The following is a 20,444-nucleotide window of genomic DNA, read 5'->3' as shown; positions in this document are numbered from 1 at the left end:
CGGGGCGGCGCTCGCCGCCCCGGCCCGGGGCGCGGCCCCGGCCGCCGCGACGCCCTGCGGCGGGCGGGGGAGGGGCCCACCGCGACGATGTCCGGAAAGGGCGCCCGCAGGGGCCGCCCCCACGGCAGGATGGCCCCATGGTCAAACGTGTGTTCGAGAAGAACTCGGGCCCCGCCGCCCCCTCCCTGAGCGCCCACGTGCTCCTCCTGCGCGGCGGAAAGGTCCTGCTGGCGCGGCGGTCCCCCGACGCGGCCTACGCCCCCGGCCTGTGGCACGCCGGCGCGGCCGGCAAGGTCGACCCGGGCGAGGACGTCGTGTCCGCGGCGGTGCGCGAGTGCGGCGAGGAGCTCGGTGTCCGGGTCGAACCCCCGGACCTGGAGTTCGCCCACGTCGTCCACAGCCAGGAGGGCGCGGAGTGGGTCCACTTCTTCTTCGTGTGCAGGCGGTGGGACGGCGCTGTCGCCAACCGCGAACCCCACAAGCACACGGAGGTCGCCTGGTTCCCCGCCCACCGGCTTCCCGAGGGGACGGTCGGCTACTGCGCGCAGGCCCTCGCCCACGCCCTGACCGGCGAACGGTTCTCCCAGCACCGGACCCGCACCCCCTTCCCCGCGCGCCGACCCGCCGGGGCGGAGGAGGCCGTGCTGGGGGACGCCGGGGTGGCGGGCTCCCTCGCCCTGCTCCTGGAGGGCGTCGCCGAGGAGCGGAGGCGCCAGCAGACCCTGTTCGGGGTCCAGCGCCTGTCCCCGGGCACGGGGCCCGAGCACGGGGAACAGGCCGGGCGGGCCAGGGCCCGGGTCGACCGCGCCGGGGCCGCACCGACCTGGTGGGACCTGGCCTTCGAGGAGCTGTGCGAGGCGCGCGCCGCCGCGACCGACGAGGAGCTGCGCACCGAGCTCGTCCAGACCTGCGCGGTGCTGGTGCAGTGGGCCCAGTCCACGCTCCGCCCCTCCGGGGGGACAGGGGCCTGAGCCCCGGCACCCCGCCCCGCGGTGCGCCTGGCCGGCGGTGAGGACCCCGGGGAGGGGTGGACGGACATCGCCGCCGGCCGATGAGGTGCCCGCCGTCACCGTCCGTCACGTGCACGATCTCGTGCAAGGTGTGCCGGTGCGGGAACGGGGACCCGGAGCCGTTTCCTCCGAACACCCGTCACGCGACTACGCACCGTGACAGCATCGGGGTATGAGTGAAACCACACGCACCATCACGCTCCTCCGCCACGGCAAGGCCGAGTGGAACGACGCGGACGACCACGAACGCCCGCTCGCGGAACGGGGGAGGAAGGACGCCCCGGCCGCAGGGAGGTGGCTGGCCGGCTCGGGACTCCTGACCGACCTCGCCCTGTGCTCGACGGCCGCGCGCTGCCGGGAGACCTGGAAGCTCGCCGCCGCCGAACTCGCGCAGCGCCCCAGGACCGTCTACGAGGACCGGCTCTACGAGGCGTCGGTGGGCGAGCTGGTCGCCCTGCTCAACGAGGTCGACGACGAGGTCGCGCACCTGCTGGTCGTCGGCCACAACCCGGGCGTGCACGCCCTCGCCGACGCGCTCGCCGGTGAGGCCGAGGGCGACCTGCTCCCCCGGATGAACCGCTCCGGGTTCCCGACGTCCGCGATCGCGGTGCTGAGCTTCACCGGGAGCTGGAAGGGCGTGGAGCACGGAGTCGCGAGGCTGTCCGGCTTCTGGGCCCCGCACGTCTGACGGCCCGGCCCGCCGGGCCCCGGCGCGCTCGGCCGCCGGGCCCCGGCCGTCCCCGAGGCCGCCCGTGGGCCCGCCCGGACCGGGGCGGGGAGGCTCAGGAGCCCTCGGCCGGGACCGTCGCGGCGTAGCGGGCGGCGAGGGTGCGGAAGGCCTCCTTCGGCTCCCAGTGGCCGTCGTCGGGGGACAGTCCCGACTCCAGCGGCGGTGGGCGCACGATCCCGAAGCTCGCCATGTCCAGGTCGCGGGCGGGGTCGGGGGAGTAGCGGCAGTCCCCCTCGACGAACATGCACACGAACGCGCCCATCACGTCCTCGGTCTCGTACACGTCCAGCAGTTCGCCGATGACCTCGGCCTGCACGCGTTCGTCCCGGACGTGGCCGCCCGTGACCCGGCGGTCGTCCAGGTCGTCCCAGTCCATGATGTCGCCGCCCGACCCGCCCTGGTACCGCGCCGCCTCGTAGGAGCAGCAGCCGAACTCGGTGACCAGGACCGGTTTGCCCGTCGCCCGCAGCCGCCGCAGCCCCTGCCGGTAGGTGGCGCGGGTCAGGATGTCCAGGTAGTAGTCCACCCCGATGACGTCGAACGGGGTCCAGTCCACCCTCTCCCAGGTTCCCGAGCCGTAGGTGATCGGTCCGCCGAACCGGGCCCGGGCGGTGGCGGCCAGCTCGCCCAGGAGGCGGTTGAGGCGGTGGTTGAACAGCGGGAACAGCGGGGACAGCAGGCCGAGTGACCTGGTACGCGCCTCGAAGTCGCGGCCGGGGACGATGCCCCGCGCGAACATGCTGAGCTCGCAGCCCACGTTGACGCCGACCCGCTCCGGGTGCTCTTCGCGCAGCCGCTCGGAGAACTCCGCCGTCCGCGCGAGGCGGGCGACAGCCTCCTGTCGGGCGCCGTCGACCAGCCGGGGCTGGACCCACACGTACAGACCGCGGTCCAGGGCGAGGCGGGCGGCCTCCTCCAGCCGCCCCAGGTCCTCCCCGAAGACGGTCACCGCCGTGCAGTGCAGGTCCTCGCGGATCACCCGCATCTCCTCGTCCACCACGTCGGGACGCCACCGGGGGCGCGAGTGCTGCCCCGGCAGGTAACTGGAGCCGACGTCGTACAGGATGCCCTTCTGCCCGAGCTCGCGGCGGGGCCCGGGCACGGCGTCCGGGACGGCAGCGGCGAGGTCGGGGCGCCGGCTCCGGAGCGAGGTCACGGCCCAGACGGCGGCCAGTGCGGGCCCGAACACCAGCAGCGCCTCCCACAGCCCGACCGCCTGGAGCAGGCGCAGGTCGAGCGCGGTGTAGACGAGTCCTCCGGCGGCCAGGGCCGTGCGTGTCGCGAGCACCGTCCACACCTCACCGGTGGTCATGCGCAGGACCCCGGTGAACACCCCCAGGAGGAACAGGTGGACCGCGTTCGCGTACGCGCCGACGACCAGCGCGGCCGACACGGCGAACAGCGCGGCCTGGAGCAGGAGGGCCGCCCAGGGGGAGAAGCGCTCGCCCAGGACCTTCTGCGCGTAGCCGCGGAACACCAGTTCCTCGGGCAGCAGCTGTGCCAGCACGAGCAGCGGGAGCACGACGGCCAGGGCCGGGGCGTCGCCGACCGCGGCGCCGGGGTCGACGGAGGCCGCGCCCACCGCCACCGCGGTCACCAGGAACAGCGCGGTGGCGAGCAGTGTCGCCACCAGGGCGGCCAGGGGTACGGCCCAGCCCCTCGGGTACCGGCCCAGACCGAACGCGGCCAGGGGGCGGCGGTCCAGGAAGCGGGCGGCGGCCCACACCAGGGGCACGGTCCCGGCCACGGTGAAGGCGGCGCGCACGGCCAGGGCGAGCGGTGCCTCCGCGGAGGCACCCGGGCCCGGGAACAGGACGGTGGAGGCGGCGGCGAGGGCCCCGATCCCGGTCGCGGCCGCCGCGACGACGGCCGTCCGCAGCAGGGGCGCCGCCCGCGGCGGGGGCGCCGGCGGGGCGGAGGCCGGCGGGGAGAGGCCCGCACCCCGCTCCGCCGGGGGCTCCTGCCCGGGCCGGGATTCCCGCTCCGGCGGGGGTGTCTGTTCGGGCATGGGGGCCTCCCCGAGATAAACTCCGTACACCGTTCGACTCTTCGAACAGTGTACGGAGTTCTCGGGAGGAGACAACGGTGGCGACCGCCGACGACCCCACGACCACCCTCGGGCTGCTGTGGGACGGGCCGGGGCGACCCCGGCGCGGGCCCCGGCACCACCTCACCGTCGACGCCCTCGTCGGAGCCGCCCTGGAGATCGCGGAGCAGGAGGGCGTCGACGCCCTGTCCATGCGCGGTCTCGCGGCCAGGCTCGGCGTGGGGGCGGCCACCCTGTACACCTACATCCCCGACAAGGCGGCCCTGATCGCCCTGATGGTGGACACGATGATCGGCGAGGCGCCGCTGCCGCACACCCGCCCGGGGGACTGGCGGGAGCGCGTCGAGGCGTGGGCGCGCGAGAACCTGCGCGCGTACCGCGAACACCCCTGGCTCGTCCGCCTGATGGGCGCCGCGCAGCCCGTCGGCCCCCACGCCTTCGCCTGGACCGACTCCGCGCTCCGCGTCTTCGACGGCACCGGCCTGACCGGCCACGAGGCGCTCACGGTCGTCGAGGCCGTCGACGGCTACATCCGTGGCCACGTCGCGAAGGCGGTCGAGGCCGACCGGGCCGCGCGGTGGACCACCCCCGACGGCCGCACGTGGGACACGGTGCAGGACGCCTTCCTGGAGACGCACGCGGAGCCCGGCCGCTACCCGGCGATCGAGCGCCTCACCGGTGCCCCCGGCACCGAGGAGGTGTTCGAGGCGGGGCTCTCCTGGCTCCTGGACGGCGTCGCGCAGGGGATCAGGGAGCGCGCCGCCGGGTAGCCGCGCGGTGCTCCGCCGGCCGCAGCCGCTCCGCACGGGTGGCGCGCTCGCGCACGCCCTCCAGGAACACGCCCCGGGGCACCCGGTGGCGGGCCGCGAACCCCTCGGCCACCGTGTACGGCAGGTCGTACAGGTCCGACGCCGAGTAGTGGGCCCTCCCGTGCGCCCGCAGCAGCGGGGAGCCGTATCGGTGCCGCCTGCGCTTCCCGGGCGGGGAGAACAGGAACACGCCCACCTCCTCGGGCAGGGTGACACGGGCGTGCCGGGCCGCAGCGCGCAGCCCCGGCCGGTACTTGACCGCGTCCAGGTCCAGGTTCGGGCGTGCGGCGATCCACGCGCGCATCGTGGCCCGGGTGCGCCGGTTGTTGACCCGCTCCCGGGCCAGGCGGGCGAACAGGCGGTACACGCGCTGGGGCGGCATCTCCGCGAGGCGGCGCCGGATCAGGGCGTTCTCCCGCGCCCGCTCCCCGGCGGACGCGCCGGTGCGGGGGTTCGACAGCAGCCGGTGGACGATGGCGGCGGCGTTGTGGTCGTTGACGTGCAGCGCCAGCGCCAGCGCGTACGGGTCCGGGTGGGTCCCGTGGACGTACTCGTGCAGGAACTCCAGGGACAGCCGCTGCTCCGCCGCGCCCGAGTGGAACTCGCGCTGCCCCGTCGAGGGGATCGCCGCGCTCGCGAACAGCAGCAGGTCCTCGCAGGCGAGCAGGTCGGCGTAGGTGTCGGTCATGGGGTCTCCGGCGCGGCAGGGGGGAGGGCGGGCCGGGGAGCGGCGGCGCGATCGGCGTGAAGGGTGCTTGAAAGGCAGTTCTCGGAAGTCGCGGTCAAGTTCCACGGCCCGCCCGCGCCGACGGTAGCAAACCCCCCGCCCCCGCCGGTACCGGGTTTCGCGGCGGCGCGGGCCTTCCCTCAGGGACCCGGGCCGGGCCGCAGGCGCGGTACCCCGCCGGGTGCGCCACCCGGCCCCTCTGTGCCACGGACCGGTCCGCCGCCCCGCCGGGCCGTCATCGCGGACAACCTCTTTCCCTCACGAAACTTCAGCACCATCACCATAGGCCGCTTGTGCTACTTTCAGGCCATGCAGCCGAAAAACAGGCCAGTCGTTCAGAAAAGGGCGTCCTTCATCGAGGAGGCCCGCCGCGCACAGATCGTCGAGAGCGCCGTCGAGACCCTCTCGGAGCTGGGCTACGCCAACACCTCGCTGGCGCGCGTCGCCGAACGCGCCGGCATCAGCAAGAGCGTGATCTCCTACCACTTCGCCGGGAAGACCGAGCTGATGGAGCAGATCGTCGAGGAGGTCTACCTCGACATCGCCCGGTTCGTCCTGCCGCGGACCGAGGAGGAGCCCACGGCGACCGGCGCGCTGCGGGCGAGCATCCGCTCGGTCGCCGAGTACATGCGGGACCACCGCGCCCAACTGCTCGCCCTCGGGGAGGTCCTCAGGAACCTCCGCGGCTCCGAGGGCGAGCGGCGCTACGACGCCCCCTTCGACGAACAGGTCTACGAGGGGCGGGAGGCGATATTCCGCCGCGGCCAGGAGGCCGGGGAGTTCCGCGCGTTCGACCCCCGCGTCATGAGCGTCACCGTGCAGTCCGCGATCGACGGCATGTTCGGCTACTGGGTGAAACGCCCGGAGCACGACCTGGAAGCGCACGCCGAGGAGCTGGCCGACCTGTTCGAGCACGCCACCCGCGCCGGGCACCCCGGAGAAGGGGCGAACCGGTGACCCGGCCCATGGACAGGGCGGCCGCCGTGCCGCCCACCGCCCGTCCGCGGCTCCTCTACGTCGACAACCTGCGCACCGCGCTGACACTGCTCGTGGTGCTCCACCACGCCGCCATCGCCTACAGCAACATCCCGCGCTGGTACTACGTGGAGACGGCGGCCGACCCGTCGGGAACGCTCCTGGACGTTCTGCTCCTGCTCAACCAGGCGTTCTTCATGGGGACCTTCTTCCTCGTCTCGGGGCTCTTCGTCCCCGGATCCCACGACCGCAAGGGGACCGGGCGCTTCCTCGGGGAACGGCTGCTGCGCCTGGGGGTCCCGCTGCTGGTCTGGCTGCTGCTGCTCCGACCCCTGGTGACCTTCGGCGCCTACGCCGAGGCGAGGGACGCCGCCGCCCGGCAGGGGGCGGAGCTGCCCTACTGGCAGTACTACCTGCACTCGTTCACACCGGGGCCGATGTGGTTCGTCGAAGTCCTGCTCGTGTTCAGCGCCCTCTACGTCCTCTGGCGACACCTGGCGGCCGGAAAGGAGGGGCACACGTCCGGGACGGCCCCCGCCCCCGCCTCCTCCCCGGCCCCGGCCCCCGCCCCCGCCCCGGCCACGGGCCGGGCGCCGGGCGCCGTCGCGATCGTCGGGTTCACCCTCGGGCTGGCCCTGGTGACCTACCTGTGGCGCATCGTGCTGCCGATGGGCGACCCCCTGCCGGTCCTGGACCTGCCCACACCCGCCTACCTGCCGCAGTACGCGGCGCTGTTCGCCGTCGGGCTGGTCGCGGCCCGGCGCGGATGGCTGGAGGGCCTCTCCCGGCGGACCGGCCGGACCGGGTCCGCCGCCGCGGCCGTCGCCGCGGTCGGGATCGTCCTCCTCGCCGTCGGCTCCGCCGGCGGAACGGCGTTCCTGGGCCACGGCACCTGGCAGTCCCTGGCGATGGCGGCCTGCGACTCCACGCTCGCCGTCGGCATCGGCCTGGGCCTGCTGGTGCTGTTCCGGGAGCGACTCGGCCACCAGGGACGCCGCCTCCGGTTCCTGTCGACGCACGCCTACGCCGTCTACCTGGTCCACCCGGTCGTCCTGGTCGCGCTGGGCCACGCGCTCAGCGGCGTGCAGGCCCCCGCCGTGGCGAAGTTCGCGCTCCTGGCCGTCCTCGCGGTACCGCTCTGCTGGGCGCTGGCGTTCGCGGTGCGCGCGCTTCCGGGCGCCCGGAAGGTGCTCTGACCGCAGCGGCGGCCGGGGGACGCGGCCACGCCCTCATTCACCGGTCGTGGGCGGCCCAGTACCCCTCCAGTTCCGTGCCGAGCCGTTCGGCGGCCTGCATGGGGAGGGAGTGGGTGGTGTCCGGCCAGACGGTGACCGGTTCCAGGCCCAGGGCCCGGGCGCGGTCCGCGGCCTCCCGGCCGCCCGCCAGGGACTTGTCGGCGGCCAGGTCGACCCGCACCGGCACGGACAGCGACCGCCACTCCCCGTCGGTGAGCGTCCGGGGCGTCAGGGAGACGGCGGAGTAGTGCCGCGACCCCTCGTCGATCATCACCGACATCGGCGTGCGCTCGCGGACCTCCTCGACCGAGACGCCCCCGATCCCCGCCAGCGCGCGGTCCTTCCACGACTGCGGCCCCGGCAGGAAGAGCAGGACCGACCACAGGTAGGTCGAGGCGGGCAGCCCGTGCAGCACCATCACCGGTTCGAGCAGGGTCAGGGAGGCCACGCGGCCGGGGTGGGCGAGCGCATGGGTGGCCGCGATCGCCCCGCCGAAGGAGTGCCCGACCACGTGCGCCCGTTCGAGGCCGAGTCCCGCGAGGGTCTGCTCCACCCACGCGGCCTGCTCGTCGAAGGAGGAGAGGGGCACCGACTGGGTCGACATGCCCGCGTCGCCGACCGCGTCCATGGCGTAGACGGTGCGCCGGCCGATCCAGTGGGTGAGGTTCTCGCCCCACATCGGTGCGCCGGAGCGGGTCCCCGGCAGGAGCACCACCGGCAGCCCGCCCTCCGCCCCGTCCCCCGGGGCGGCCCACTCGTACACCCGCACGGCGCCGTACCCGGTGGCGACGTCGTGGGTGCGGGTCGGCGCGGGCAGGGCCGCCATCACGTCGTCGTAGGCGGCCCGGTAGGACTCGAACCCCTCGCGGCTGAGCCAGTGGCCCACCTCCGGTTCGGACGCCGCGACCGAGGCGGCCTTGTCCACCACCAGCCACGCCACCACCAGTGCCGCCAGGACCTGCAGCACGCGGCGGCGCCGGGTCCGGCGCTCGGGCCTGTCACTCATGGGAACCCCCGGAAATACAGTCGTATTGGACCGTGCTCCGAGTGTACACCCCGGCAATACGTTCGTATTGTCCTTGGTTATGATGGCGGTATGGACAGCTCCGGGCCGGACGAACGAAGGACCGCCATCATCCGGGCGGTGTGGCGGGTGATGGCGGAGGGCGGCATGGGCGCGGTGTCCATCCGCAACGTGGCCTCGGCCGCCGGGGCGTCGGTCGGGCGGATCCAGTACTGGTTCCCGAGCAAGGACGAGCTCCTGCGGGCCGGCCTGGAGGAGATGCTCTCGGAGGCCGCGCGACTCCATACCGAGGCCACCCGCGGTGCCGACGACCGCGAGGCGCTGTGGCGGCTGGTCGGCCATGCCGTTCCCCGGGCGGAGACGGACCGGGTCGGGGTCTCGGTGTTCCACCAGTACGTCGCCGCCGGTTTCCACCACCCGGAGCTGGCCCGAGTCCTGGCCGGGGCCAAGGACGGGGCGGAGGCCGAGGCGGCCCGGCTGCTCGCCGGGATCGCCCCCGGCCTCGCCGACCCCCGCGCGGCGGCCCGCTCGCTGATCGCCACCGCCGACGGCCTGTCCATGCGCGTGCTGATCGGCGGCCTCTCCGCGCCGGAGGCCGAGGAGGCCCTGCGGGCCGAACTGGACAGGGTCCTGTCGTGAGCGGTGGGGGCGCCCCGGCGCCCCCGGGCCGGAGCCGGTCGCACCGCTTCCCGTGTGACGCGCCGGGCGGCCCACGGGGTTTCTCCGCCGGACGGCGATGCTCCCCGTAATTCACATTTATCTTATTTCGTATAAAAGCGACGCTGGCTCCGTCAATGGCATCAAGGGGGCCGGTGGGGCGGTGCCGGGTTCCGGGTGTGTTTGTTGGATTCCAGGCCATCCCGACTGATCAGGGTCTCTCTTCTTGTTTCGGTCGCCTTGTACTCGGTCCGGAAACACCATTGTGTTGACAAAGTCGACGATGGCGGAAGATGATCGCTCGACAAGGGAAGCGCATTTGATATCCGTCCGTCCGGACTCCTCTTTCCCTGGATTTCCGGTACGTTCTCCATTGCGGTCCCTCGTCCCTTTCGTATCGTCTGGAGATGGGGGAGCACCGTGGTGCACACCGGTGACGGCGGGGAGACCCGGGACGTGGGCGAGCCGCTGCTCGTCGCGGCAGGGGTGGCCGACCTCGCGCTCGACCGCATGGGCGCGGCCCTGCGGCAGGCGAAATCGCTGCTGGGCCGGTCCGATCTGGCCGACCTCGCCCGGGACGGCCGGGACGACCTGCGGGAGCGGGGACGGCTCGCCCTGCGAAGGTACGGTCGGACGCCCGAGTGCCACATGGAGGTGCTCGCACGGCGGGTCGCCTCCCGCACCGGACAGGGCGATGCCTGAGACCCCGGAGCAGGCACTGCTCCGGACCAGGGTGGACGCGGTGCTCCGGGAGTTCGTGCGGGAGGAGGCGGACCGGTTCGCCGCCGTCGACGCCGACCTGCTGCCGGTGGCCGAGCAGTTGTCCGTGGCGGTGGCCGGCGGCAAGCGCCTGCGCGCCGCGTTCTGCTACTGGGGGTGGCGCGCGGCCGGCCAGCCGGACAGCGACGCGCTCGTCCGCGCCGCCGCCGCGATGGAGCTGCTGCACGCCGCGGCCGTCGTCCACGACGACCTGATCGACGAGAGCCCGACGCGGCACGGCGTGCCGAGCGCCCACGCCGCACTGGGGGCCGCCCTCGGCGGCCGGGCGCGCTCCCAGGCGGGCGGCCGCGCCCTCGCCATGCTGACCGGGGACCTGCTGATCGCCTGGGCGGCGCAGATGTTCCTCTCCTGCGGCCTGCCCTCCGCCTACCTGTCCCGTGCCCGCGACCTGTGGGCGGTCATGGCCCGGGAGCTGATCGCCGGGGAGTGCCTGGAGGTCCTGCGCACGGGGGCCCCGCCCGACACGGCCCGCTCGCTCCAGGTGATCCGGTACAAGACGGCCAAGTACACGGTCGAGCACCCGCTGCACATCGGCGGCGCCCTGGCCGGCGCGCCGGGGACGCTGATGGAGGCCTTCACCTCCTACGGCCTCCCCCTGGGCGAGGCGTTCCAGCTGCGCGACGACCTGCTCGGGCTGTTCGGCGACCCAAAGCGCACGGGCAAGTCGAACCTCGACGACGTCCGGGGCAACCGGCCGACCGCACTGCTCGCCGAGACCTGGTCGGCCTCCACCGCGGCCGAGCGCCGGGAGCTGCGCGGCCTGCTCGGCCGCCGCGGCCTGGACGGCGAGGGCCTGGAGAGGGTGCGGACGATCATGCTGCGCACCGGGGCCCCCGAGCGGATCGAGGAGATGATCACCCTGCGCGTGCGGGCCGCGAACGACGCCCTCGCCCGCGCGGACCTCCCGCACGGGGCCGCCGAGGCCCTGTCCCTGATGGTCGCCTCGGCCGCGGCCCGCCAGTCCTGAACCGTCGAAAGGCAAGGCCCTCATGCCCTACACCCACGAAACCATGGACGCGATGCGGCTCATGGGGGACGAACTCGCGGACGCGACGGTGGCCGCGCTCTTCGAGCGCGGCGAGGTCGGCAAGTTCAACACCCTCATGCGCTACTTCACCACGGTCGGCCAGGAGCTCCCCGACGGGCTCCCCGACGTCGCCCGCGAGTACCTGCACACCACCGCCGCACCGCCGGACTGGGTCGACTGGGGCGAGATGGAGAAGGCCCGGCTGTTCTTCATCGACAACAACGTGCACATCTCGACCGCCCTGGCCTTCGCCTCGATGCCCGCCTGCTACGTCGTGCCGCACGTGGCCAGGCTGCTCAGCGCGACCCACGCCCTGGAGTACCCCTCCCGGAGGATGGCGGAGACGGGGCAGTTCACCGTCTACCTCATGCAGCCCGACGCGTTCGAGGCGGGGAGCCGGTTCGTCCCCGCCGCGCAGAAGGTGCGCCTGCTGCACGCCTCGATCCGCCACCACATGCGCCGCGAGGGGCGCTGGGACGAGGCGGCCCTCGGCACGCCGATCTGCCAGGAGGACATGATCGGCGGCCAGATGATGTTCTCCATCCAGGTCCTGGACGCGCTCCACCGGCTGGGCATCCACATGTCCACCGACGGCGCGGAGTCCTACTTCTACGCCTGGCGCGTCGTCGGTGCGATGCTCGGCATCAGCCCCGAACACGCCCCGGCCGACGCGGCGGCCGGCCGCCGGTTCTCCGACCTCTACATGACCCGGCACATGGGCCCCTCCGAGGAGGGGGCGCTGCTGACCCGCAGGCTCATCGAGCTCTACGAGGAGGTCGTCCCGGGGACCGTCCTGGACCCGGTCGTCGCCGCCCTCATCCGCTACCTCATGGGCGACACCTGCGCCGACTGGCTCCAGGTCCCGCGCACCGGCTGGGACACGGCCGTCAAGGCCTCGCCCGCCCTGCTCGGGATCCTCGAGCGCATCGAGGACCGCTCACCCCTGGGCGCGTGGGCCCTGGACCGCCTCGGCCACCTCACCACCCACCTGGAGCTCAGCTCCCTCACCCGCGGCCGGATCATGCAGTACGCGATACCCGAGCGCCTCAAGGGCGAGTACGGGGTCACCTCCACCGCCCCCCGGGTCCACCCCTGGACCCCGCCGCCGCCCACCCCCACCTGAGCGCCGGGCGTCCCGGCCGCGCGACGCGGTCGGCCGCCCCCGGCCGCGTCCACAGGACGGACAAGGGGGATTGACGCGGGCGTCACACACGGTATAAGCCTGGTGGGCAGACAGCGACCGGAGGTGCGGATGGTTGCCGGACGTGTCCGAACGTTCCGGGCGGGGCCCGGAACGCGCCGCCGGGGCACCGCCGTCCCCGGAGCGGAGGCCCCGTGATCGTCCTCGGGCTGTCCTCCGGAACCTCGGCCGACGGGATCGACGTCGCCGCCGCACGCCTGGAACTGGACGCGGACCTGGTCCGTCTGGCGCCGCTGGGCCACCGCACCGTCCCCTACCCGGCCGACCTGCGCAAGGAGCTCCGCGACGCCCTCCCTCCCGCGGCGACCACCATGCAGGCCGTGTGCCGGCTCGACACCCGCATCGGGCAGGCGTTCGCCGAGGCCGCGCGCCTGGGCGCGGACGAGCTCGCCGGAGGACGCGCGGACCTGGTGGCCTCGCACGGCCAGACCCTCTTCCACTGGGCCGAGGGGGCCTCGGTGCACGGGACCCTCCAACTCGGCCAGCCCGCGTGGATCGCCGGGGCCACCGGCCTGCCGGTCGTGTCGGACCTGCGCACGGCCGACGTGGCGGCCGGGGGCCAGGGCGCGCCGCTGGCCGCACTGCTGGACGTCCTCCTCCTCGGCGGGCGCGCCGAACCCGCGGCCGCACTGAACCTCGGCGGCATCGCCAACGTCACCGTCGTCCGGGACGGGACCCCGCCCGTGGCCTTCGACACCGGTCCGGGCAACGCCCTGATGGACGCCGCGGTGCGCCGGGCGACCGGCGGGCGCGCCGACCTCGACGCCGACGGCGCCCTGGCCGGGGCCGGCCGCCCCGACCCCGCCCTGCTCGAACTCCTGCTCGCCGAGCCGTACTACGGGCTGGCCCCGCCCAAGTCCACCGGTCCGGAGCTGTTCGGCCCCGGCCACCTCGACGAGGCGCTGCGGCGCGCGGGAACACCGGAGGACGCCGACCTGCTGGCCACCCTGGCCGAGCTCACCGCCGTCACCGTCGCGGACGCGCTGCGGCCCTACGGGCCCGCCGACGTGTTCGCGTCCGGCGGCGGCACGCGCAACCCGGTGCTCATGGACCGGATCGCCGCCCGGCTCGCACCGGCGCGGCTCCGGCCGTTCGACGCCCTCGGACTGGACAGCGACGCCAAGGAGGCCTACCTGTTCGCACTGATCGGCTTCCTCACCTGGCACGGGATCGCCGGGTCCCTCCCCGGCTGCACGGGCGCGCGCCGCCCGTCGCTCGCCGGCCGCCTCACCCCGGGGGCCGGACCGCTCCGGCTGCCCGAACCGGCGGCCGTCGCACCCGCGCGCCTGAGGGTCGACGCGCCGGCGCCCTGAGCCCGCCCCGCCCCGCACATGCCGCACCGACCCCGGCGCCGTGACCCGCCCGCCCCGCCCCCCACCTCCCGGAGCCGCCCCGTGCACGCCGTCGATCTCGCGGTCATCGTGGTGTACCTGCTGTGCTCGGCATGGCTCGGCCTGAGGCTGTCCGGCCGCCAGCGCAACACACGCGACTACTTCATCGGCGGCCGCGACCTGCCCTGGTGGGCGGTCTGCCTGTCCGTCGTGGCCACCGAGACCAGCGCCCTGACCGTCATCAGCCTCCCCGGCGTGGCCTACCTGGGGGACGTGACCTTCCTCCAGGTGGCGGTCGGCTACCTCATCGGGCGCGTCGTCGTCGCGTTCGTGCTGCTGCCCCGGTACTACCAGGGCGAGATGACCACGGCCTACGCCTACCTCGGCCTGCGCTTCGGCCGGGGCATGCAGAGCACGGCCTCGGTGACGTTCCTGTTCACCCGGCTCCTCGCGGACGGTGTGCGGATGTTCGCCGCCGCCATCCCCATGAAGATCGTCCTGGACTCCTACGGGATCGAACTGCCCTACTTCACGATCATCGCCCTGCTCGGCGGGGTCACCGTCCTCTACACCCTCATCGGCGGCATCAGGGCGGTGGTGTGGGTGGACGTCCTCCAGATGGCGCTGTACGTGCTCGGAGGCGTCGTCGCCCTCGTCGTCATCGTCGAGAGCCTCGACGTGAACTTCCTCGCGGTCGCCGCGGAGGAGGGCAAGACCCGGTTCCTCGACTTCACGTCGAACCCGGTCTCCTCGCCGTACGCCACGGTCACCGCGGTACTGGGAGGGGCCCTGCTCTCCACCGCCTCGCACGGCGCGGACCAGATCATCGTGCAGCGGCTGCTGGGCTGCCGCAGCCTCCGCGACGCGCAGAAGGCGGTGATCGGCAGCGCCGTCGTGGTCTTCCTCCAGTTCGCCCTGTTCCTCACGGTCGGCCTGGCCCTGTACTCCTACTTCGAGGGCGCCTCGACCGAGCGGCTCGGCCTCGCCAACTCCGACGAGCTGTTCCCGGTGTTCATCGTCGAGGGGCTGCCCACGGGCCTGTCGGGGCTCCTGCTCGCCGGCATCATGGCGGCCGCGATGAGCACCCTGTCCTCGTCCCTGTCGGCGCTGTCGTCCTCCACCATGGCCGACCTCTACGAGCGGTTCGCCCGCCGCCCCCTCACCGACGTCCAGGGGCTGCGGCTCGGGCGCCTGTTCACCCTCGGGTGGGGGCTGGTGTTCGTCGGTGCGGGGGCGTTGTTCACCGGGACGGACACCCCCGTCGTCGAACTGGGCCTGTCCGTGGCCAGCATCACCTACGGCGGCCTCCTGGGCGCGTTCTTCCTGGGCCTGTGGGTCCACCGGGCCCGCCAGGCCGACGCCGCCGTCGCCTTCGCTGCGGCCGTCGCGACGATGGCCTGCCTCTTCCTCTTCGCGCCGGGCCTGGTCGGGTTCACGTGGTACACGGCGATCGGCACGGCCATCGTGCTCGGTCTGGGCTACCTGCTGTCGCTGCGCCACCGCGGGAGCGCCCCCGCTCCGGCTCCGGAAGCGGAGCCGGAGCGGACGCCGGACGGGGAGAGCCCCTGACCCCGCCCGGCGGGGCCCGGGGCCCGGGGACGCACGCGGCCCGTCGCCCTCACACGGCGAGGGACAGGAACAGGGCGCCGGCCGCCGCTCCGAGGAATCCGAGGGGCACGAGGAGGGACAGGTCCGGCGCCCTCAGGTGCACGGCCACCGCGCCGACGAAGAACAGGACCAGGCCGAGCGCGGCCGCCGTCCCCACGAGCGGAACCCCGGCCAGACCGAGGAGCAGGCCCAGGGCCCCGGCCCCCTTGAGCAGACCCAGCGCGGTCAGCCAGGACTCGGGCACCCCCACGGCGGCCGAGTTGGCGAGGACGAACCGGGCGCGGAGGAGGTCCGCCACGGCGAAGAAGCCGTTCGCGGCGGCGGTGAGCACGGTCACCGCGATGTAGGCGGCGGTCATGACGGCCTCCCGCCCGCCGCCGGTGCCGTGGCGGCCGGGGGCCGGGGGCCGCGCTCCCGCGCGTCCGTGGTGGCGCCCGTGTCGGAACGGGCCGTTCGAGGGGTCATGTCCTTCCACCTCCGGGAAGTGTCGCTCAGGTGTGTCTCGTCCCTTCTGACGGGCGCCGGCTCCCCAACGTGACACGGGCCCCTGCCGCGCCCAGGGGCCGACGGCCGCCGCATGCCCGCCAGGCGCCACCGGGGGCGGCCCACCCGGCGCAGCCCACCGAGTGCTTGCGGCGCGCACGCGCGCGCAAAAGGCGCTCGGGTGAGCCGGCACCGGCGGCCGGGGCCCGCGGCGCGCACGCGTGCGGAAAAGCGGTTGCGCGCGCCCCGCCCCGCGACCACGATGGTCCGCCGGACAGGAGGCCCACATGACCCACCACGCACACGCCCGCACCCTCCGGGAGCACCCGCTGGCAGCGCCGGGCGCCGGCCCCTACGGCGTCACCGGAGCGGTCGACGGCTCCCTCTGGGCCACGCTCGTCCACCACGGGCAGATCGCCCGCCTGGCGCCGGACGGCGCGTCGACCCTGTACCCGCTGGACTCCGCGACCTGCGGCCCCTCGCTCATCACCCCGGGCCCCGACGGCGCGCTCTGGTTCACCCGCACCCAGGACGACAGGATCGGCCGCATCACAGCGGAGGGCGAGGCGGGGTCCTTCGCGCTGCCCGTCCCCGGCGCACGCCCCTTCGGCATCGCGGCGGGACCCGACGGGGCGCTGTGGTTCACCGAGATGAACACCGACCGCATCGGGCGCATCACCCCGGACGGGGAGATCACCGGGTTCCCCCTGCCGACCCGGGGCGGCTTCCCGTCGTTCGTCACCGCAGGGCCGGACGGGGCCCTGTACTTCACCCTCAACCAGGCCGACGCGATCGGCCGGATCACCGTCGGCGGGCACGTCACCGTCCACGCCCTCCCCACCCGCGGCGCGGCGCCCGTGGGCATCACCGCGGGCGCCGACGGGGCCCTGTGGTTCGTGGAGATCGGCGCCGGACAGGTCGGACGCCTCACACCGGACGGTGACGTCCGGGAGTTCCCCCTGCCCCGGCGCGACTCGCGGCCCCACGCGATCACCGCCGACCCCGCCGGGGGGTGCTGGTTCACGGAGTGGGGCGCGAACCGGATCGGGCACGTCACCGCCGAGGGGGAGATCGACCTGGTCGACCTGCCGACCCCCCGCAGCGAACCCCACGGGATCGCGGTCACCGCGGACGGCGCGGTGTGGGCCGCCCTGGAGAACGGGAGCCTCGCCCGCCTGGCCCCCTGAGGCCGGGCGCGGGGAGCCCCCGGCCCCGGGGCGGCGGTCCGTTCCCGCACCGGCGACTCGCCGTAACGGACCCGGTCCGTCCGGGACGGAGGACCGACCCGTGACCGGGCGCACGGCGTCGGCTATCTTGTCGCCCATGGCCTCCGAACCGACCGCGGCGGCGTTCCTGAAGCGGCTGGACGAGCACCGCGACGACGGGGAACTCCGCAAGTACCAGCGCTACTTCCGCTTCGACGCCGACGACCAGGACCCGGACGACTACTTCGTGGGCGTGCGCATGGGCACCGTGTTCTCCCTCGCGAAGGAGTTCACGGCCATGGACCTCGACCAGATCGAGGTGCTCATGGAGAGCCCCGTCCACGAGGCCCGCGCCGGGGCGATGAGCATCATGGAGAAGAAGGCCCGGCACCGCGGCGCCACCCCCGAGCAGATCGGGGCCCTGGCGGAGCTGTACCTGCGGCGCCACGACCGGGTCGACAACTGGGACCTGGTCGACCTGGCCGCGCACCACGTCCTCGGCCGCCACCTGAACGGCCGCCCGCGCGACGTGCTGTACGCCCTGGCACGTTCGGACAACCCGTGGGAGCGGCGGACCGCGATCGTGGCGACTGCGCACTTCATCCGCCACCGGGACCTGGACGACACCTTCGCGCTCTCCGGGATCCTCGTCCACGACGACCACGAGCTGGTGCAGAAGGCGGTCGGGTGGATGCTGCGTGCGGCCGGGGACGTGGACCGCGACCGCCTCCTGGGCTTCCTGGACGCCCACGCGGCCGGTGCGCCGCGGCCGCTGCTCCGCGCGGCGGTCGAGAAGCTCCCGCCGGACCGGCGCGCCCACTACCGGGGGCTGCGGGCCTGACAGCGGCGGGGCCGCGCCCTCGGCGCAGGATCAGCGCGGCTCCTGGCGCGCGAGCGCCCGGCCGAGCGCGCGCACCCCGTCGGGGAAGGACCCGGGGTCCGGTCCGGCGTAGTTGAGCCGCAGGTGGGGGCCGGTGGGTTCGGCGGGGAACCACTCGTCGCCCGGGGCGACGACGACCCCGAGGTCCTCGCAGTCCGCGACGAGCCGCGGCAGGTCGGTGCTGTCGGGGAGCCGGACCCAGAGGTTCAGCCCGCCCCGGGGCAGCGCCTCCAGGTGCGCGGCGGGGACGTGCTCGCGCAGGGCGCCGGCGAGGAGGTCGCGCCGGGCGGCCAGCTGGTGGCGCAGCCCCCGCAGGTGGGTGCGCCAGGCGGGCTGGGTGACGACGTCGAGCGCGACGGCCTGCAGCACGCCGCTGACGTACAGGGACCCGGCCCGGGCGTCGGCGAGGATCCGCTCCCGGGCGGGGCCGCGGGCGACCACCCCGGCGACGCGCACGGCCGGGGACACGCTCTTGGTCAGCGAGCGCAGGTACACCACGTGCCCGCCGTCGTCGCGCGCGGCCACGGGCGCCGGCCCGTCCTCGATCCCGAAGTCGTGCGCCCAGTCGTCCTCGATCAGGAACGCGCCGAAGCGGCGCACGGTGTCCAGCACCCGGTCGGCCAGGTCCGGGGACCAGCGCGCCCCGGTGGGGTTGGCGAAGTTCGGCTGGGCGTAGAAGGCGCTCGCCCCGGTGCGCTCGAACGCGCGGGCCAGGGAGTCCGGGTCCGGTCCCCCGGCGCCGCTGGGCACCGGCACGACCCGTGCTCCCGCCTGCGCGGCGGCCAGGAGCGCCCCCCAGTAGGTGGGCGACTCCACCAGCAGCGGGCGGCCCGCGCCGACCAGGGCGCGGAAGGCGGTGCTGAGCCCGCTCTGGCTCCCCGGCAGGACGACGGCGTCGCCGGGGGCGGGCGGCGCGACCCCGGCGGGGGAGTCCGCCCCCAGCTCGGTCGCGAACCACGCCCGGAGGTCCGGGAGGCCCGCGGCCGGGGGCCGCGCGACGGCCGACGCGCCGCGTGCGGCCCGTGTGAACGCTCCGCGCACCAGGCGCTCGGGGAGGAGTTCGCGGTCGGGGTAGCCCGAGTGCAGGGCGACGGCGCCGTCGGGGGCGGTGCGCAGCGCGGCGGCCGACCGGGGCGCGAGCCGGTCCGTCGGGCCGAGCGCGTCGGTCTGCCACCCGTAGTCGTGCGGACGCGCGGCCCGGGCCGCGCGGACGAAGGTCCCCACCCCGGGGCGGCTCTCCACGGCACCCTGGGAGACCAGTGTCCGCAGCGCCTTCTGCACCGTGACCGGGCTCGCCCCGTACTGCGCCACCAGGGCCCGCGTGGACGGCAGCCTCGCCCCCGGCGGGGCCGTGGCGATCCACGCGCGGAGCCCTGCGACGATACGCGAACTGCTATCGTTGTTCATGAAGAATAACAGTAGCGCTACTCAGATGACGCGACCAGCGCTATCCTCCCGGGCCGGGTTGCTGTGGGGCCTGCTCGGGGTCACGGCGTTCTCCCTGACCGTCCCCTTCACGCGTGTGGCCGTCGAGGGCGGCGGGATGTCACCGCTGTTCACCGGATCCGGCCGTGCGGTCGTCGCCGCGCTCCTGGCGGCCGCCGCCCTGGCGTGCACCGGGCAGAGCCTGCCGCGCGGCAGCCAGTGGGGCCGCCTGGCCGTCGTCGCCGGAGGCGTGGTCGTCGGTTTCCCGGTACTCACCTCCTTCGCCCTCACCTCCGCCTCGGCGGGCCACAGTGCCGTCGTGATCGCCCTCCTGCCCGCGGCGACGGCGGTGACGGCGGCGCTCCGCGGGCGCGAGAGGCCCCCGGCCCGCTTCTGGACCACGGCGGCCGTCGGCGCCGTGGCCGCCGTCGTGTTCGCCTCCTTGCAGGACGGCGGGCTCGGCGGACCGTACCTGTCCGACCTCCTGCTGTTCGGCGCCGTGGCCGCGGCCGCGGTCGGCTACGCGGAGGGCGGGCTCCTGGCGCGCGAACTCGGCGCGTGGCAGACCGTCTCCTGGGCCCTCGTCCTGTCCTTCCCCCTGATGGCCGTCCTCACGGGGGCGGCGGTGGCCGACCGGCCGCCGAGCGGCTCCCCCGCCGAGTGGGCGGCCTTCGCCTACCTGGCGGTGGTGAGCATGTTCCTCGGCTTCTTCGCCTGGTACCGGGGACTGGCGATCGGCCCGATGGCGCAGGTCAGCCAGGTCCAGCTCGTCCAGCCGGTCATGACCATCGGCTGGGCCGCCCTGCTCCTGCACGAACAGCTCACCTGGCCCACCGTCCTCGGAGGGGTGGCGGTGATCGCCTGCGCGGCGACGGCCGTCCGCGCCCGCCTGCGGCCGGCCGCGGGGAAGGGGGCCGGGACCGGGGCGGGGGCCGACCCGGCGCAGCGGAGCCGCGGCGGAGCGGGCGGGGCCCGGACCGAACCGGACGGAGGAACAGGGTCCGGGCACGGGGCGCGTTCCCCGTGGGGGCGGTGAACCCCTCCGGCGTGGTTCCCGGACGGGAGGCCCCCGGCGCCGTCCCGGGCGCGGCTCCGCCCCCGCTCCGGTCGGAGGAGCCGCGCCCGCGACGGGTTTCCCGGTCAGCCGGTGAACAGGGCCGCGGCCTGGACCGCGGTCCGCACCACCCCGTAGCCCAGGGCGACGACCACGACCGCCCACAGGAAGAGCGCCGCCGCCTTCGACAGCGTCTGCCCACCTCGTTCCGTACCGTCCACCGGGTCCTCCCTCCG

20 protein-coding genes are annotated in these 20,444 nt (G+C 74.8%); 14 read left to right on the top strand and 6 right to left on the bottom strand.

The window, feature by feature from the left end; translation table 11 throughout:
- Nucleotides 1-137: 137 nt before the first annotated feature.
- Both ABZ234_RS03215 and ABZ234_RS03210 read left to right on the top strand, forming a co-directional pair.
- Nucleotides 138-971: an NUDIX domain-containing protein gene (locus tag ABZ234_RS03215; RefSeq protein ID WP_355010797.1), complete on the top strand. Its 834-nt coding sequence runs from the start codon at nucleotides 138-140 to the stop codon at nucleotides 969-971.
- Nucleotides 972-1,182: 211 nt separating this feature from the next.
- Nucleotides 1,183-1,698 carry a histidine phosphatase family protein gene (locus tag ABZ234_RS03210; protein ID WP_355010796.1) on the top strand — a complete coding sequence of 172 codons (516 nt, stop codon included), beginning with the start codon at nucleotides 1,183-1,185 and terminating at the stop codon, nucleotides 1,696-1,698.
- A 94-nt stretch (nucleotides 1,699-1,792) separates the two neighbouring features.
- Here ABZ234_RS03210 and ABZ234_RS03205 read toward each other — a convergent pair whose 3' ends face one another.
- Entirely contained in the window at nucleotides 1,793-3,748 is a 1,956-nt protein-coding gene (locus ABZ234_RS03205) for a CPBP family glutamic-type intramembrane protease (RefSeq protein WP_355010795.1), read from the bottom strand.
- 77 nt (nucleotides 3,749-3,825) lie between these two features.
- Between ABZ234_RS03205 and ABZ234_RS03200 the strand changes: the two genes are divergently transcribed.
- Nucleotides 3,826-4,557, top strand: a complete 732-nt coding sequence (locus ABZ234_RS03200) for a TetR/AcrR family transcriptional regulator (RefSeq protein ID WP_355010794.1) — start codon at nucleotides 3,826-3,828, stop codon at nucleotides 4,555-4,557.
- On the opposite strand, the gene ABZ234_RS03195 is transcribed toward ABZ234_RS03200, so the two are convergent.
- Nucleotides 4,535-5,284 carry a hypothetical protein gene (locus ABZ234_RS03195; RefSeq protein WP_355010793.1) on the bottom strand — a complete coding sequence of 250 codons (750 nt, stop codon included), beginning with the start codon at nucleotides 5,282-5,284 and terminating at the stop codon, nucleotides 4,535-4,537. The two genes, ABZ234_RS03200 and ABZ234_RS03195, sit on opposite strands and share 23 nt — an antisense overlap.
- Nucleotides 5,285-5,632: 348 nt before the next feature.
- Here ABZ234_RS03195 and ABZ234_RS03190 point away from each other — a divergent pair, with 348 nt between their 5' ends.
- Together ABZ234_RS03190 and ABZ234_RS03185 are read left to right on the top strand one after the other, a co-directional pair.
- A complete protein-coding gene (locus ABZ234_RS03190; protein WP_355010792.1) occupies nucleotides 5,633-6,280 on the top strand; it encodes a TetR/AcrR family transcriptional regulator in 648 nt (215 codons plus the stop codon).
- Nucleotides 6,277-7,494, top strand: a complete 1,218-nt coding sequence (locus ABZ234_RS03185) for an acyltransferase (protein ID WP_355010791.1) — start codon at nucleotides 6,277-6,279, stop codon at nucleotides 7,492-7,494. The genes ABZ234_RS03190 and ABZ234_RS03185 overlap by 4 nt, the downstream gene beginning before the upstream one ends.
- A 37-nt stretch (nucleotides 7,495-7,531) precedes the next feature.
- Here the strand turns inward: ABZ234_RS03185 and ABZ234_RS03180 are convergent, their stop codons facing one another.
- The gene (locus tag ABZ234_RS03180; protein WP_355010790.1) at nucleotides 7,532-8,539 is read right to left on the bottom strand and encodes an alpha/beta fold hydrolase; all 1,008 of its coding nucleotides are present in this window, start codon (nucleotides 8,537-8,539) and stop codon (nucleotides 7,532-7,534) included.
- Nucleotides 8,540-8,629: 90 nt separating this feature from the next.
- On the opposite strand from ABZ234_RS03180, the gene ABZ234_RS03175 reads away from it, so the two are divergent.
- From ABZ234_RS03175 to ABZ234_RS03150, 6 genes are all read left to right on the top strand, one after another.
- Nucleotides 8,630-9,196, top strand: coding sequence for a TetR/AcrR family transcriptional regulator (locus tag ABZ234_RS03175; protein ID WP_355010789.1), 567 nt, complete (start codon nucleotides 8,630-8,632; stop codon nucleotides 9,194-9,196).
- A 438-nt stretch (nucleotides 9,197-9,634) separates the two neighbouring features.
- Nucleotides 9,635-9,916: a hypothetical protein gene (locus tag ABZ234_RS03170; protein WP_355010788.1), complete on the top strand. Its 282-nt coding sequence runs from the start codon at nucleotides 9,635-9,637 to the stop codon at nucleotides 9,914-9,916.
- Nucleotides 9,909-10,961 carry a polyprenyl synthetase family protein gene (locus ABZ234_RS03165; protein WP_355010787.1) on the top strand — a complete coding sequence of 351 codons (1,053 nt, stop codon included), beginning with the start codon at nucleotides 9,909-9,911 and terminating at the stop codon, nucleotides 10,959-10,961. The genes ABZ234_RS03170 and ABZ234_RS03165 overlap by 8 nt, the downstream gene beginning before the upstream one ends.
- Nucleotides 10,962-10,983: 22 nt before the next feature.
- Nucleotides 10,984-12,144 carry an oxygenase MpaB family protein gene (locus tag ABZ234_RS03160; RefSeq protein WP_267949805.1) on the top strand — a complete coding sequence of 387 codons (1,161 nt, stop codon included), beginning with the start codon at nucleotides 10,984-10,986 and terminating at the stop codon, nucleotides 12,142-12,144.
- Between the two features lie 212 nt (nucleotides 12,145-12,356).
- A complete protein-coding gene (locus tag ABZ234_RS03155) occupies nucleotides 12,357-13,535 on the top strand; it encodes an anhydro-N-acetylmuramic acid kinase (protein ID WP_355010786.1) in 1,179 nt (392 codons plus the stop codon).
- Nucleotides 13,536-13,616: 81 nt separating this feature from the next.
- Nucleotides 13,617-15,122, top strand: a complete 1,506-nt coding sequence (locus ABZ234_RS03150) for a sodium:solute symporter (RefSeq protein WP_355010785.1) — start codon at nucleotides 13,617-13,619, stop codon at nucleotides 15,120-15,122.
- A gap of 49 nt (nucleotides 15,123-15,171) precedes the next feature.
- On the opposite strand, the gene ABZ234_RS03145 is transcribed toward ABZ234_RS03150, so the two are convergent.
- Nucleotides 15,172-15,519, bottom strand: coding sequence for a DoxX family protein (locus tag ABZ234_RS03145; RefSeq protein ID WP_267949808.1), 348 nt, complete (start codon nucleotides 15,517-15,519; stop codon nucleotides 15,172-15,174).
- 412 nt (nucleotides 15,520-15,931) lie between these two features.
- Between ABZ234_RS03145 and ABZ234_RS03140 the strand changes: the two genes are divergently transcribed.
- Nucleotides 15,932-16,831 carry a virginiamycin B lyase gene (locus ABZ234_RS03140; RefSeq protein ID WP_355010784.1) on the top strand — a complete coding sequence of 300 codons (900 nt, stop codon included), beginning with the start codon at nucleotides 15,932-15,934 and terminating at the stop codon, nucleotides 16,829-16,831.
- Nucleotides 16,832-16,967: 136 nt separating this feature from the next.
- The gene (locus ABZ234_RS03135) at nucleotides 16,968-17,690 is read left to right on the top strand and encodes a DNA alkylation repair protein (protein WP_355010783.1); all 723 of its coding nucleotides are present in this window, start codon (nucleotides 16,968-16,970) and stop codon (nucleotides 17,688-17,690) included.
- Between the two features lie 30 nt (nucleotides 17,691-17,720).
- Here ABZ234_RS03135 and ABZ234_RS03130 read toward each other — a convergent pair whose 3' ends face one another.
- On the bottom strand, nucleotides 17,721-19,136 hold the full coding sequence (locus ABZ234_RS03130; RefSeq protein ID WP_355010782.1) for a PLP-dependent aminotransferase family protein: 1,416 nt from the start codon (nucleotides 19,134-19,136) through the stop codon (nucleotides 17,721-17,723).
- 25 nt (nucleotides 19,137-19,161) lie between these two features.
- Here ABZ234_RS03130 and ABZ234_RS03125 point away from each other — a divergent pair, with 25 nt between their 5' ends.
- Nucleotides 19,162-20,190: a DMT family transporter gene (locus ABZ234_RS03125; RefSeq protein ID WP_355010781.1), complete on the top strand. Its 1,029-nt coding sequence runs from the start codon at nucleotides 19,162-19,164 to the stop codon at nucleotides 20,188-20,190.
- A 104-nt stretch (nucleotides 20,191-20,294) separates the two neighbouring features.
- Here the strand turns inward: ABZ234_RS03125 and ABZ234_RS03120 are convergent, their stop codons facing one another.
- A complete protein-coding gene (locus tag ABZ234_RS03120; RefSeq protein ID WP_267949813.1) occupies nucleotides 20,295-20,429 on the bottom strand; it encodes a hypothetical protein in 135 nt (44 codons plus the stop codon).
- Between the last annotated feature and the right edge of the window lie 15 nt (nucleotides 20,430-20,444).

It is taken from the genome of Nocardiopsis sp. NPDC006198, assembly GCF_040613895.1.
GTDB classification, from domain to species: Bacteria; Actinomycetota; Actinomycetes; order Streptosporangiales; family Streptosporangiaceae; genus Nocardiopsis; species Nocardiopsis tropica.
This window is presented reverse-complemented; position numbering and strand designations above follow the sequence as displayed.

Excerpts from the sequence above, each read along its gene's own strand:
- ABZ234_RS03165 (WP_355010787.1), top strand. The coding sequence starts at position 9,909 with ATGCCTGAGACCCCGGAGCAGGCACTGCTCCGGACCAGGGTGGACGCG.
- ABZ234_RS03195 (WP_355010793.1), bottom strand. The coding sequence starts at position 5,284 with ATGACCGACACCTACGCCGACCTGCTCGCCTGCGAGGACCTGCTGCTG.
- ABZ234_RS03145 (WP_267949808.1), bottom strand. The coding sequence starts at position 15,519 with ATGACCGCCGCCTACATCGCGGTGACCGTGCTCACCGCCGCCGCGAAC.
- ABZ234_RS03210 (WP_355010796.1), top strand. The coding sequence starts at position 1,183 with ATGAGTGAAACCACACGCACCATCACGCTCCTCCGCCACGGCAAGGCC.
- ABZ234_RS03175 (WP_355010789.1), top strand. The coding sequence starts at position 8,630 with ATGGACAGCTCCGGGCCGGACGAACGAAGGACCGCCATCATCCGGGCG.
- ABZ234_RS03180 (WP_355010790.1), bottom strand. The coding sequence starts at position 8,539 with ATGAGTGACAGGCCCGAGCGCCGGACCCGGCGCCGCCGCGTGCTGCAG.
- ABZ234_RS03205 (WP_355010795.1), bottom strand. The coding sequence starts at position 3,748 with ATGCCCGAACAGACACCCCCGCCGGAGCGGGAATCCCGGCCCGGGCAG.
- ABZ234_RS03215 (WP_355010797.1), top strand. The coding sequence starts at position 138 with ATGGTCAAACGTGTGTTCGAGAAGAACTCGGGCCCCGCCGCCCCCTCC.
- ABZ234_RS03130 (WP_355010782.1), bottom strand. The coding sequence starts at position 19,136 with ATGAACAACGATAGCAGTTCGCGTATCGTCGCAGGGCTCCGCGCGTGG.
- ABZ234_RS03140 (WP_355010784.1), top strand. The coding sequence starts at position 15,932 with ATGACCCACCACGCACACGCCCGCACCCTCCGGGAGCACCCGCTGGCA.
- ABZ234_RS03160 (WP_267949805.1), top strand. The coding sequence starts at position 10,984 with ATGCCCTACACCCACGAAACCATGGACGCGATGCGGCTCATGGGGGAC.
- ABZ234_RS03125 (WP_355010781.1), top strand. The coding sequence starts at position 19,162 with ATGACGCGACCAGCGCTATCCTCCCGGGCCGGGTTGCTGTGGGGCCTG.
- ABZ234_RS03135 (WP_355010783.1), top strand. The coding sequence starts at position 16,968 with ATGGCCTCCGAACCGACCGCGGCGGCGTTCCTGAAGCGGCTGGACGAG.
- ABZ234_RS03190 (WP_355010792.1), top strand. The coding sequence starts at position 5,633 with ATGCAGCCGAAAAACAGGCCAGTCGTTCAGAAAAGGGCGTCCTTCATC.